The organism is Streptomyces sp. A3M-1-3, from assembly GCF_024213665.1.
Lineage (GTDB): Bacteria > Actinomycetota > Actinomycetes > Streptomycetales > Streptomycetaceae > Streptomyces.
The window spans coordinates 192223-205039 of the sequence record NZ_JANAVP010000001.1; the positions used below are offsets into that span (position 1 = coordinate 192223).

A 12817-nucleotide genomic window follows, 5' to 3' on the forward strand; every position below is an offset into this window, starting at 1 on the left:
TCGGATGTGCCATCTCTGTAAAGCGTCAGGCTAAACATCTGGTTCCCCGCCCAAGACGCCAACTGACGGCGATCTGCATGTGAGTTTGCTCACCAGCTGACCGGCATTACGGGCATAAAGGTCGGCCAACTCTGCACCAGGAAACGGACATTGCGCCACTGAAGGCTGTATTCCGCTCCTGATCATCTCGACTGGGACACCCCGCCCCCGTAAGCGATTGGTGGGCAGAAGTCCGATATCGATAGGATCCTCATCTACGTCTTGTAGCGCAGTCATTACATGGTGTCACCCAGGTCACAGCCTGGTCCTGGGACCTTGTTGGAGATCCGGCACTGTGCTGGAATTCCTCGGACCGCCGCGGGTTTCAGCCGGCGCGCAGGGGGCGCAACGCAGCGCCAGAGCGGCGGTAAGAAGGGGAGACGCGCCGGTCACCGACGACCACCATGGGGCCGTTAGTGCCCCACGACTCGACACCGTCCCGCCGTTACGCGGAGGGACGCCTGGTCCAGAGGTTGCGACGCTAGTGCAGGGACGTTTCAAGAGGGATGGCAGCGCTGCGGCGGAGCAGGAGCCACGCGGCGGGACCGACCGTGGCTCCTCGCCCCAGCACGCCCAGAACCAGGGGCCGGCGCCGGTCAAGGACGGCAGCGGAGGCCCGCGCCCGGGTTCCAAGGGCCCGGGCGCCAAGGGCGGTGAGCCGTCGGCCGCGCCCAAGGCGAAAGCCAGGGCGAAGGCACCCAGTGGACCGGGCTCGCGAATAGCCCTGCAGAACTGGCGCATCAGCACCCGGCTGGTCTCGCTGCTGGCCCTCCCGGTGGTCGCGGCGACCTCGCTCGGCGGACTCCGTATCAACGAGTCGCTGAACGACATCGACCAGCTGGAGCACATGCAGCTGCTGACCACCATGACCAAGCAGGCGACCGCGCTCGCCGCCGCGCTCCAGGAGGAGCGCGACAAGACCGCGGGACCGCTGAGCGCGGCGCCCGACGCGCCGAACGGCACTGTCGACGGCGTCCGGGAGAAGACCGACAAGGCCGTGCTGGCCTTCAGCGGCGCGACCATCGACGTCAAGAACACCGAGAACGACGAGACGCTCGAAAGCATCCGCGGCAACGTCGTCCAGATCGCCCGTCAGCTCAGCACCCTCGAGGAAATCCGCCAGGGCGCCTACCGGACCACCTCCCAGCCGACGGTCAGCAAGTACAGCCAGCTGATCACCTCACTGCTCAGCCTCTCGCAGGACATGGCCCAGGCGACCAGCAACCCGGAGATGATCCAGCGGACCCGCGCCCTGGCGGCGTTCTCCTCCGCCAAGGAGTACGCGTCGATCCAGCGCGCGGTCATCGCGGCGGCTCTCCCGCGCAGCGGTGTCACCGAGCTCAACGAGAACGACCGGCTCTACGGTCTGGACAACTTCCAGAACGAGGACAAGGCCCTCCAGATCTTCGAGGTCGCCTACCAGGGCAAGGCCGAGGAACTGACGGCCCCGCTGACGGACGGCAACACCGAGATCGCGGGCGCCGACAAGTACGCCAAGCGCGTGCTGAGCAATCCCGGCCAGATCGAGAAGGAAGAGTCGTACACGTCCTGGCTCGACTGGTACGACGCGGACGACAACAAGATCCAGGCCATGAAGACCATCGAGCTGACCCTGCTCGAGGACATGGAGCAGAAGGCACGCGAGCTGCGGAACGAGTCCGAGCGCGAAGCCTTCATCAGCGGTGCGCTGATCCTGCTCGTCCTCGGTGTCTCGCTCGTCGGCGCCTTCGTCGTGGCCCGCTCCATGATCCGCTCGCTGCGCCGGCTCCAGGACACCGCGACCAGCGTCGCCCAGGAACGCCTGCCCGAGCTGGTCAAGCAGCTCTCCGAGTCCGACCCGCAGGACGTCGACACCTCCGTCGAGTCCGTCGGTGTGCACTCCCGGGACGAGATCGGCCAGGTGGCCGCGGCCTTCGACGACGTGCACCGCGAGGCGGTGCGCCTCGCCGCCGAGCAGGCGCTGCTGCGAGGCAACGTCAACGCGATGTTCACCAACCTCTCGCGCCGCAGCCAGGGTCTGATCCAGCGCCAGCTCTCACTCATCTCCGAGCTGGAGTCGCGCGAGGCCGACCCGGACCAGCTGTCCTCGCTCTTCAAGCTCGACCACCTCGCGACCCGCATGCGCCGTAACGGCGAAAACCTCCTCGTCCTCGCGGGCGAGGAGCCGGGCCGCCGGTGGACCCGGCCCGTGCCGCTGGTCGACGTGCTCCGCGCCGCCGCCTCCGAGGTGGAGCAGTACGAGCGCATCGAACTGGCCGCGGTCCCGGCGACCGAGGTAGCCGGCCGCGTCGTCAACGACCTTGTGCACCTCCTCGCCGAGCTGCTCGAGAACGCGACCTCGTTCTCCTCGCCGCAGACCAAGGTCAAGGTCACCGGTCACGCGCTGCCCGACGGCCGCGTGCTCATCGAGATCCACGACACCGGTATCGGCCTCTCTCCCGAGGACCTCGCGGCGATCAACGAGCGGCTCGCATCCCCGCCCACCGTGGACGTCTCGGTCTCGCGCCGCATGGGTCTGTTCGTGGTCGGCCGCCTGTCCCTGCGACACGGCATCCGGATCCAGCTGCGCCCCTCCGACTCCGGTGGTACGACCGCGCTGGTCATGCTCCCCGTCGACGTCGCCCAGGGCGGCAAGAAGGTCCCGGCCAAGCCGGGGGTCTCGGGCGGCCAGCCGCCGCAGGGCCCCGGTGTGGGCGCGCCGCCCGCCGCGGGCGGACGCGTCGCCGGCGCCGGCGCCGGCCCTCAGCGTGGCCAGGTTCCGGGCTCCGGTCCGCGGGCCGCACTGCCCGGCAGGGACGGTACGCCGCGCCAGAACCAGGGCCAGGGACAGGGCGCGAACGCCTTTGGCGCCGGAGCCCCGATGGGCGGCCGCGGCAACGCGGGCAACGCCCAGGGCCGTCCCGCCGCGGGCCAGAACCAGGGCCAGAACCAGGGTCAGAACCAGGGCCAGGGCGCCTTCCAGCAGCTCGGCTTCGAGCGCCCCAAGCCGGGCGGCCGGGGGCCCGCCGGCGGCGACCAGCCGCAGCAGAGCCAGCCGCAGCTGCCGCCGCGCAGCACCCCGCGGGCCGAACTGCCCGGCGGGAGCCCGCAGCAGGCCCAGCGCCCGGCGACCACCAGCTGGGGCAGCGACCAGACCCCGGACACCCCGCGCGGCCACGACGACCGGCAGGGCCCGGGAGCCACCGCCGAGTTCGCCCGGCCGGACTACAACGCCGCGCCGCCGCAGGGCAACAGCACCACGGGCCAGTTCGAGCGTCCCGATGTGCGCGGTCCGGCGAACCCGCTCGACCCCGCGTCCACCGCCCAGTTCGAGCGGCCCGGTGCGTACGGACAGCAGAGCGGCCGGCACACCGGTCAGCAGGGCGGCCAGCAGGCCGGTCCGAACCACCTGCGCCCGGCCAACGGCCACACTCCGCCCGCGGTTCCGCGCCGGCCCGCGGGCCGGCTGCCGCAGGCCCACCAGCCGGAGGCGCTGCCGCCGGCCGGTCCCGGGGACGGCCGTACGCCGCTGTTCGACACGCTCGAGTCCAACTGGTTCCGCGGCCCGGAGGGCGAACAGCCCGGCGCGCCGCAGGCACCCGCCGTATCCCAGCAGCCGCACCAGTCGCACCAGCCTCCGGCTCAGCAGCCGGCGCCCGCTCAGCGGCGGCCGGAGCGCGGCGGCGACAACGCGAGTGGCGCCGCCTGGCGCACCTCGCCGAACGACGAACTCGTACGGCAGGCTGAGCGGGTCAGGCAGCCCGCAGCCGGCGGTGTCACCACCTCCGGTCTGCCGCGCCGGGTCCCGCGTGCGAATCTGGTCGCGGGTACGGCTCAGCAGCAGTCCGGCCAGACCGGTCCGCAGGTTTCGCGTGCGCCCGATGACGTACGCGGCCGGCTGACCAATCTCCGTCGGGGCATCCAGCAGGGTCGCCAGGCCGGCAGCGGCCCGGCGACCGGCAGTTATCACATCGGCCCCACTCACCAGCAGGAGCGTTAGTTGAGTTCGATGAGCCAGGCGGCACAGAACCTGAACTGGTTGATCACCAACTTTGTGGACAACACCCCCGGGGTGTCCCACACGGTGGTGGTCTCCGCCGACGGACTTCTTCTGGCGATGTCCGAAGGATTTCCCCGTGACCGGGCCGATCAGCTCGCGGCGGTGGCCTCCGGCCTCACCTCGCTGACGGCCGGCGCCTCCCGCATCTTCGAAGGCGGTGCGGTGGCCCAGACCGTGGTCGAGATGGAGCGCGGTTTCCTCTTCCTGATGTCCGTTTCGGACGGTTCTTCGCTGGCCGTCCTCGCCCACCCCGAGTGCGACATCGGCCTGGTCGGCTACGAGATGACCCTTCTGGTCGACCGCGCCGGCACCGTTCTCACTCCGGACCTGCGCGCCGAACTCCAGGGGAGCCTGCTCCACTAGGCCGTCCACGGAGAACTTGCGCAGCCCACGCTCAAGGTTTTTGTCCGAGAACACCACCGTCCGGCCGTTCACGTCCCCCCACCGGCCCTGTCAGACGGCACGCTGACCACCTGCTGTCCCGCCCGGAGGATTCATGACCCCGCCCCCCGCCGCTCACGATTCGTACGGCGCGCATCACGCGTCGTACGACAGTGAGGGCGACCAGCCGCTGGTGCGTCCGTACGCGATGACCGGCGGCCGGACCCGGCCGCGCTACCAGCTCGCCATCGAGGCACTGGTCAGCACCACGGCCGACCCGGTGCACCTCGCGGGACTTCTCCCCGAGCACCAGCGGATCTGTCATCTGTGCCGTGAAGTGAAGTCCGTGGCCGAGATCTCGGCACTGCTGTCGATGCCGCTGGGGGTGGCCAGGATTCTGGTCGCCGACCTGGCGGAAGCCGGGATGGTGGCCATTCACCAGCCGGGCAATGGAGAGGCCGGCGGCACGCCGGATGTAACGCTGCTGGAAAGGGTGCTCAGTGGACTTCGCAAGCTCTAGCGGCGGAGCGGCCCGCTCCACTACCTCCGCGAAGATCGTGGTGGCAGGGGGCTTCGGCGTGGGCAAGACCACATTCGTCGGCGCCGTATCGGAGATCAACCCGCTGCGCACCGAAGCCGTCATGACCAGCGCCTCCGCCGGCATCGACGACCTCACCCACACCGGAGACAAGACCACCACCACGGTGGCCATGGACTTCGGCCGCATCACCCTCGACCAGGACCTCATCCTGTACCTGTTCGGCACCCCCGGACAGGACCGCTTCTGGTTCATGTGGGACGACCTCGTCCGCGGCGCCATCGGCGCCGTCGTCCTCGTCGACACCCGCCGCCTCGCCGACTGCTTCCCCGCCGTCGACTACTTCGAAAACAGCGGCCTCCCCTTCGTCATCGCCCTCAACGGCTTCGAGGGGCACCAGCCGTACAACCCTGAAGAAGTACGCGAAGCACTCCAGATCGGCTCGGACGCACCCATCATCACCACCGACGCACGCCACCGCGCCGACGCCAAGAGCGCCCTCATCACGCTCGTCGAACACGCCCTCATGGCACGCCTCAAGTGATCACGGAAATACGGAAGTTGTCGTAGTCACGGCTGGGGGCGGACTGTGTCGTTTGACACTGTCCGCCTCTCCGTTCATAACGTTTCGACAGAGAATTGAAGCCCCTCGGCCACCCGGCGCGGTCGCCTGGTACCGCTGCGCTCACATTTGACCCGCCTTTTGCCGGGGCTCGTTCTTTATGACCGTTTTATCTAGGGCGTATGCCGCTCGGAATGGCCAGTTCCTGCTGTTTGGAATGGGGCGGTTGCACGTGCTCAAATCGGCGAACTCCCTAGTAGGTAGTTACGGCCCAGAAGATAGACGGCACAGCGTAGGTGCCGACGCCGAGAGGTTGTTGGTCGAGTGAGGCGAAGCAACACGAGCTCCGCAGAGCAGCAGGCGCGGGGGAACTTCACCCCGCCGCCGCGCACAGCGGTGTCGCCCGCGGATGAGCCCGTCGCGCCGCCCGCGCAAGGTGGCAGCAGCAGCCGGTTCTCCCCCCGTAACTGGCGAGTGCCGACCAGGCTGAACGCGATCCTCCTCATACCCGTCCTGGTCGGACTGGTCATGGGCGGCTTCCAGGTCAAGGGCGCGATCGACACCTGGAACGAGGCCAAGGACGCCGAGAAGATCGCGCTCGTCGTGCGGTCCGCCTCCGAGTACAGCCAGGCGCTGCTGAACGAGCGTGACCTCACCGCCGCACCCCTGCTGCAGGGCAAGAAGGACAGCGACATCGTGCGCCAGGCGTACGACGAGACCGACGCCGCCGCGGAGAAGTTCAACGAGGCCGTCAAGGACCTTCCCGAGAAGGAGGGCCTCGAGCGCCGGCTGAGTCTGTTCCGGGCGGAGGAGCCCAAGCTCGCGGCGATCCGCCAGAGCGCGTACTCCGTGCAGGTCGAGACGGCCAAGAAGGACCTCGCCAACAAGCAGGGCGGCCCGGTCGCGACCGAAGAGGGCTATGTGCTGGTCCAGCACTACCTCATGCAGTTCACCAACGAACTCGGCCTCGGCACCGGCAACATCACCAGCTACGGCCGCATGGTCTACGCCCTCGAGCTGGCCAAGGCCGCCGAGTCTCTTGAACGCTCCATCGGTATGCACCTGCTGGTCCGGCCGAGCGAGAAGGACTCCATTCGCGCCGGCCAGAACATCGCCTTCTCGTCGTACGACTACCTCGAGGAAATCGCCATCGGCGAGTACGTCGCCGCCGGCACCGAGCAGGACGTCGACCAGCTGAAGTCGGTCATGAAGGCCAAGGCCGACGCGGGCGCCAAGCGGCTCGCCGCCGCCGCGGCGCAGGCCCAGGCCGCGGGGCAGAGCTTCAAGATCCCGGAGCCCGCCGCCAACGGCTCGGTCTACGACGGACTCGTCGAGCAGATCGCCACGGGTGACGACCCCGAGCAGCTCGCCAAGCGCGGTGTGACGCCCGAGATCTGGATGGCCGCCGCCACCGCCAAGTTCGACGGCTACACCGAGATCGAGAAGGAACTCGTCGACAAGGCGGTCGAGGAAGCCGGCGCGATCTCCGACGACGCCAAGAACGACGCCATCATCAACGGCGCCATCGTCGTCATCGCCCTCCTCACCGCCTTCATCCTCGCCGGGATGATGGCCCGCCAGATGAGCCGGTCCATGCGCCAGCTGCGCACCGCCGCCTTCACCATCGCCGAGCAGCGGCTGCCGATGCTGGTCGACCAGCTCTCGCGCACCGAGCCCGGCCGCGTCGACACCCGCGTCCAGCCCATCCCGATCGACTCGCAGGACGAGATCGGCGAGGTCGCCCGCGCCTTCGACCAGGTGCACCGCGAGGCCGTCCGGCTCGCCGCCGAGCAGGCGCTGCTGCGAGGGAACGTCAACGCGATCTTCACCAACCTCTCGCGCCGCAACCAGTCCCTCATCGAGGGCCAGCTGACCCTGATCACCGACCTCGAGAACAACGAGGCCGACCCGGACCAGCTCGAGAACCTCTTCCGCCTGGACCACCTGGCGACCCGTATGCGCCGCAACGGCGAGAACCTCCTCGTTCTCGCCGGTGAGGAGCCGGGCCGCCGCTGGAACCAGCCGGTCCCGCTGGTCGACGTCCTGCGCGCCGCCTCCTCCGAGGTGGAGTCGTACGAGCGCATCGAGCTCAGCGGTGTCCCGGAGACGGAGATCCACGGCCAGGCCGTGACCGACCTCGTGCACCTGCTGGCCGAGCTGCTGGAGAACGCCACCACGTTCTCCTCCCCGCAGACCAAGGTGCGTGTCACCGCGACGCGGCTGCCCGACGGCCGCGTGATGGTCGAGATCCACGACAAGGGCATCGGCCTGACCGCCGAGGACTTCGCGGACATCAACCACAAGCTGGCCAACCCGCCGACCGTGGACGCCGCGATCTCCCAGCGCATGGGCCTGTTCGTGGTCGGCCGGCTGGCCGACCGGCACGGTGTACGGGTCCAACTGCGCCCCTCGGGCGAGCAGGCCGGCACCACGTCGCTGGTCATGCTTCCCGACGCCATCACCCACGGTGGCGGTGGCGAGGCGCTGCCTGAGGACGACTTCCAGGTCTCGCAGATCATCCCGGAGCAGCAGCCGTACGAGCCCGCCCCGATTCAGGCGGCGCCGATGCGCACGGCGGCTGAGCTCGGCTTCGACGACTCGCGGTACGAGGTCCCGGAGGACGCGCGCGAGCTCGACCCGGTCAACCGCTCGCTGATGCGCGAGGGGCGCCGTGCGGCGCTGGAGGCCCAGTCCGGCGGCGAGCGGCCGATGTTCAGCGACGAGGTCCAGCAGCCGGTCTACGACGACCAGCAGCAGTACCCGCACGAGCAGCAGCAGCCGGTCTACGACGACCAGCAGTACGGCCAGGGCGATCAGTACGGCCAGAACGGCTACCCGGCCCAGGGCGGCTACCCGGAACCGGCCTATACGGAAGACGGATATCCGGAGCCGGAGGCTCCTGCGCAGCAGTACGACGGCTCGTACGACACCCAGGCCCACCAGGGTGAGTGGACGGACCAGACCGCCTACCAGGCCCCGTACGAGTCCGGGTACGGAACGCAATCGGAATCTGCGCCGGGCGCTCCCACGAACGCCCCCGAGCGCGTAGGCTTCGACCGTTCGGGTCCCTCTCCCAGCAATGGTCACGAGCTGACCAACGCCGGCCTCCCGCGCCGCGGCAGTCAGCAGCAGTGGCCGCCCGCGCGGCCCGAGACGGAGCAGCAGCTCTTCACCCCGCAGCCGAAGCAGCAGTCCCAGCCGCCTCAACAGGTGAACGGGAACAGCAACGGCGACGGCGACGACTGGCGCTCTCGGAACGACGAGCGCTGGCAGCGGGCCGAAAAGCTCCGGGACCCGAAGGCCGGCGGGGTCACCCCGTCCGGTCTCCCCCGGCGGGTGCCCAAGGCCAACCTGGTCGAGGGCACGGCGGAACAGACCCCGCAGGGCGGCCCACAGGTCTCCCGCGCCCCCGAGGACGTACGCGGCAGGTTGAGCAACCTGCGTCGTGGTGTCCAGCAGGGACGCAACGCGGGATCAGAGCAGACCAGTAACAGCTATGACCAGGAGCGTTAGTGTGAGCCCGATGAGCCAGGCGGCGCAGAACCTGAACTGGTTGATCACCAACTTCGTGGACAACACCCCCGGGGTGTCCCACACCGTGGTGGTCTCCGCCGACGGACTCCTTCTGGCGATGTCCGAAGGCTTTCCCCGCGACCGCGCCGATCAGCTTGCGGCCGTGGCCTCCGGCCTGACCTCGCTGACGGCGGGCGCCTCCCGGATCTTCGAGGGCGGCGCCGTCAACCAGACGGTTGTGGAGATGGAACGCGGCTTCCTCTTCCTCATGTCCATCTCCGACGGCTCCTCGCTGGCCGTACTCGCCCACCCGGAGTGCGACATCGGCCTCGTCGGTTACGAGATGGCCCTTCTGGTCGACCGCGCGGGCGGCGTTCTGACGCCCGACCTGCGCGCCGAACTGCAAGGCAGTCTTCTCAACTAGCAGACAGGCAGTGCGTTTCACGCCACCGCGCCATAAGGTGCGGTGGCGCGGCACCACAGGGAACGTGGCGACCGGTAGTCGGAGGAGGAAAACGTGGGAACACCACCAGGAGGACATCCTTACGGCGGCGCACAGCAGCCGCAGGGTGGGCACGACCAGAACCGCTTCAACTTCCCCTCCTCGCCGAGCAGACACGGTTCCCCGGAGCAGCAGCCGTACCAGCCGTACGACCACCAGGGTCCGCGGGGCATGCAGCAGCCGGTGCAGCAGCCCCGGCGCGCACCGGAGCCGTCCGGCGGCCGGGCCGCGCACAACCCCCTGGTACGTCCGTACGCGATGACCGGCGGCCGGACCCGGCCGCGCTACCAGCTCGCCATCGAGGCGCTGGTCAGCACCACGGCCGATCCCGCCCGGCTGCAAGGGCAGTTGCCCGAGCACCAGCGGATCTGCCATCTGTGCCGTGAGATCAAGTCCGTGGCCGAGATCTCGGCACTTCTCTCCATCCCCCTCGGCGTCGCCCGAATCCTCGTCGCCGACCTGGCGGAGGCCGGCCTTGTCGCCATTCACCAGCCCGGCGGCGACGAGTCCGCCGGCGGCCAGCCAGACGTGACACTGCTCGAAAGGGTGCTCAGTGGACTTCGCAAGCTCTAGCGGCGGAGCGGCCCGCTCCACTACCTCCGCGAAGATCGTGGTGGCAGGGGGCTTCGGCGTGGGCAAGACCACGTTCGTCGGCGCCGTCTCAGAGATCAACCCGCTGCGCACCGAAGCCGTCATGACCAGCGCCTCCGCCGGCATCGACGACCTCACCCACACCGGAGACAAGACCACCACCACGGTGGCCATGGACTTCGGCCGCATCACCCTCGACCAGGACCTCATCCTGTACCTGTTCGGCACCCCCGGACAGGACCGCTTCTGGTTCATGTGGGACGACCTCGTCCGCGGCGCCATCGGCGCCGTCGTCCTCGTCGACACCCGCCGCCTCGCCGACTGCTTCCCCGCCGTCGACTACTTCGAAAACAGCGGCCTCCCCTTCGTCATCGCCCTCAACGGCTTTGACGGGCACCAGCCGTACAACCCTGAAGAAGTACGCGAAGCACTCCAGATCGGCCCAGACGCACCCATCATCACCACCGACGCACGCCACCGCGCCGACGCCAAGAGCGCCCTCATCACGCTCGTCGAACACGCCCTCATGGCACGCCTGCGGTAGCCCTGCCGGCCGCCGGCCGCGCACGTTCCCGGGGAAAGCCCCGCACTCCTGACGGAGTGCGGGGCTTTCTCACGAGGGAGGCCGCTCGGCTCGTGCCCCAACGCGGAAGGGCCCCGCGCTCCTTGCGGAGTGCGGGGCCCTCTCGGTTCGGGCGTCAGCCCTGCCAGCTGTGCGGGGCCCGGAAGCCCGGGGTGCGCTCCAGGCGGCGCCAGCCGGCCGTGGAGCGGCCGCGGTGGGCCGGGGCGTCAGGGGTGGCGGCGGCGCGGGCGAGGAGGACCGCGGTGATGGCGGCCAGTTCCTCGGGGGCGGCATGGCCCTTCTCGACGCGCAGAAGGGTGTCGGCGGCAGGAGTGCTCATGGCGTTCGTGTCTCCGTCTTCGTCGCAGGGTTACTGCGGGGGGTTGCCGTGCTTGCGCGACGGCAGGTCTGCGTGCTTGTTGCGGAGCATCGCGAGTGCGCTGATGAGCACCTCGCGGGTCTCGGCGGGGTCGATGACGTCGTCGACCAGGCCGCGCTCCGCGGCGTAGTACGGGTGCATCAGCTCGGCCTTGTACTCCTTGACCATGCGGGCCCGCATGGCCTCGGGGTCCTCGGCATCGGCGATCTGCTTGCGGAAGATGACGTTGGCGGCACCTTCGGCGCCCATGACCGCAATCTCGTTGGTCGGCCACGCGTAGGTGAGGTCCGCACCGATGGACTGGGAGTCCATGACGATGTAGGCACCGCCGTACGCCTTGCGCAGGATCAGGGAGATCCTCGGCACGGTCGCGTTGCAGTACGCGTACAGCAGCTTGGCACCGTGCCGGATGATTCCACCGTGCTCCTGGTCAACCCCGGGCAGGAAGCCGGGTACGTCCAGAAGAGTGATGATCGGGATATTGAAGGCGTCACACATCTGGACGAAGCGCGCGGCCTTCTCGGAGGCCTCGATGTCCAGGACACCCGCGAGGGACTGGGGCTGGTTGGCGACGATGCCGACGACCTGACCGTCCATCCGGGCCAGGGCGCAGATGATGTTCCGGGCCCAGCGCTCGTGGATCTCGAGGTAGTCGCCGTCGTCGACGAGCTCCTCGATGACCTTGTGCATGTCGTACGGGCGGTTGCCGTCGGCGGGCACCAGGTCCAGCAGGGCGTCGCCGCGGCGGTCGGTCGGGTCCTCGCTGGGGTGGGCCGGCGGGTTCTCCCGGTTGTTGGACGGGAGCATCGAGATCAGGTACCGCACCTCGGCGATGCAGGTCTCCTCGTCGTCGTACGCGAAGTGCGCGACGCCGGAGGTCTCGGCGTGCACGTCCGCGCCGCCGAGGCCGTTCTGGGTGATCTCCTCGCCGGTCACCGCGCGGACCACGTCCGGGCCGGTGATGAACATCTGCGAGGTCTCCCGGACCATGAACACGAAGTCCGTGAGCGCCGGCGAGTAGGCCGCACCGCCCGCGCACGGGCCGAGCATCACGCTGATCTGCGGGATGACACCGGAGGCGCGGGTGTTGCGCTGGAAGATGCCGCCGTAGCCGGCCAGCGCCGAGACGCCCTCCTGGATACGGGCGCCGGCGCCGTCGTTCAGCGAGACCAGCGGGGCCCCGGCCGAGATGGCCATGTCCATGATCTTGTGGATCTTCGTGGCGTGGGCCTCGCCCAGCGCGCCGCCGAAGATCCGGAAGTCGTGCGCGTACACGAAGACCGTGCGGCCCTCGACCGTGCCCCAGCCGGTGATGACACCGTCGGTGTACGGCTTCCTGGCCTCCAGGCCGAAGCCGGTCGCCCGGTGTCGGCGCAGCTGCTCGACCTCCTTGAACGAACCCGGGTCCAGCAGCAGCTCGATGCGCTCCCGCGCGGTCAGCTTGCCCTTGGCATGCTGGGCCTCGGTGGCGCGCTCGCTGGGGCCGCGCCGCGCCTCCTCACGAAGGGAGTGCAGTTCGGCCACGCGCCCGCGGGCGTCGGTCGGCCCGCCCGCGATCTCGTCGCCCGGAATCTCGTCCAAAACGGTCATGTACCGACCCTACGAAGTCGGCCAAGAAAAACCTGCCGTCGACTCCGTACAGTCTCGGGACCGTTCTCCTGTCACCCCTGAACAGAACCATTCCCCGGTGCAGCCTAAGTGCCAGGTCAGG

Annotated in this window: 10 protein-coding genes; 8 read left to right on the plus strand and 2 right to left on the minus strand. The window is 69.3% G+C overall.

Annotated elements, in window-relative coordinates:
- The first annotated feature begins 523 nt into the window (after positions 1-523).
- The 8 genes from NLX86_RS00970 (at position 524) to NLX86_RS01005 (ending at position 10709) form a co-directional block, all read left to right on the plus strand.
- Positions 524-4018: a nitrate- and nitrite sensing domain-containing protein gene (locus NLX86_RS00970; RefSeq protein WP_254369593.1), complete on the plus strand. Its 3495-nt coding sequence runs from the start codon at positions 524-526 to the stop codon at positions 4016-4018.
- A gap of 9 nt (positions 4019-4027) precedes the next feature.
- A complete protein-coding gene (locus tag NLX86_RS00975; protein WP_254369775.1) occupies positions 4028-4441 on the plus strand; it encodes a roadblock/LC7 domain-containing protein in 414 nt (137 codons plus the stop codon).
- A 133-nt stretch (positions 4442-4574) separates the two neighbouring features.
- Positions 4575-4979, plus strand: a complete 405-nt coding sequence (locus tag NLX86_RS00980) for a DUF742 domain-containing protein (RefSeq protein ID WP_254369594.1) — start codon at positions 4575-4577, stop codon at positions 4977-4979.
- Positions 4960-5541 (plus strand): ATP/GTP-binding protein, encoded by a 582-nt coding sequence (locus NLX86_RS00985; protein ID WP_254369595.1) that lies wholly within the window; start codon positions 4960-4962, stop codon positions 5539-5541. Before NLX86_RS00980 ends, NLX86_RS00985 begins: the two co-directional genes overlap by 20 nt.
- Before the next feature lie 342 nt (positions 5542-5883).
- Positions 5884-9072: a nitrate- and nitrite sensing domain-containing protein gene (locus NLX86_RS00990; RefSeq protein ID WP_254369596.1), complete on the plus strand. Its 3189-nt coding sequence runs from the start codon at positions 5884-5886 to the stop codon at positions 9070-9072.
- A 10-nt stretch (positions 9073-9082) separates the two neighbouring features.
- Positions 9083-9496 (plus strand): roadblock/LC7 domain-containing protein, encoded by a 414-nt coding sequence (locus NLX86_RS00995; RefSeq protein WP_254369776.1) that lies wholly within the window; start codon positions 9083-9085, stop codon positions 9494-9496.
- 93 nt (positions 9497-9589) lie between these two features.
- Positions 9590-10147: a DUF742 domain-containing protein gene (locus tag NLX86_RS01000; protein ID WP_254369597.1), complete on the plus strand. Its 558-nt coding sequence runs from the start codon at positions 9590-9592 to the stop codon at positions 10145-10147.
- The gene (locus tag NLX86_RS01005; RefSeq protein WP_254369598.1) at positions 10128-10709 is read left to right on the plus strand and encodes an ATP/GTP-binding protein; all 582 of its coding nucleotides are present in this window, start codon (positions 10128-10130) and stop codon (positions 10707-10709) included. Before NLX86_RS01000 ends, NLX86_RS01005 begins: the two co-directional genes overlap by 20 nt.
- Positions 10710-10863: 154 nt before the next feature.
- On the opposite strand, the gene NLX86_RS01010 is transcribed toward NLX86_RS01005, so the two are convergent.
- Together NLX86_RS01010 and NLX86_RS01015 are read right to left on the minus strand one after the other, a co-directional pair.
- Positions 10864-11067: an acyl-CoA carboxylase subunit epsilon gene (locus NLX86_RS01010; RefSeq protein ID WP_254369599.1), complete on the minus strand. Its 204-nt coding sequence runs from the start codon at positions 11065-11067 to the stop codon at positions 10864-10866.
- A gap of 30 nt (positions 11068-11097) precedes the next feature.
- Positions 11098-12696 carry an acyl-CoA carboxylase subunit beta gene (locus NLX86_RS01015; RefSeq protein ID WP_254369600.1) on the minus strand — a complete coding sequence of 533 codons (1599 nt, stop codon included), beginning with the start codon at positions 12694-12696 and terminating at the stop codon, positions 11098-11100.
- Positions 12697-12817 lie beyond the last annotated feature (121 nt).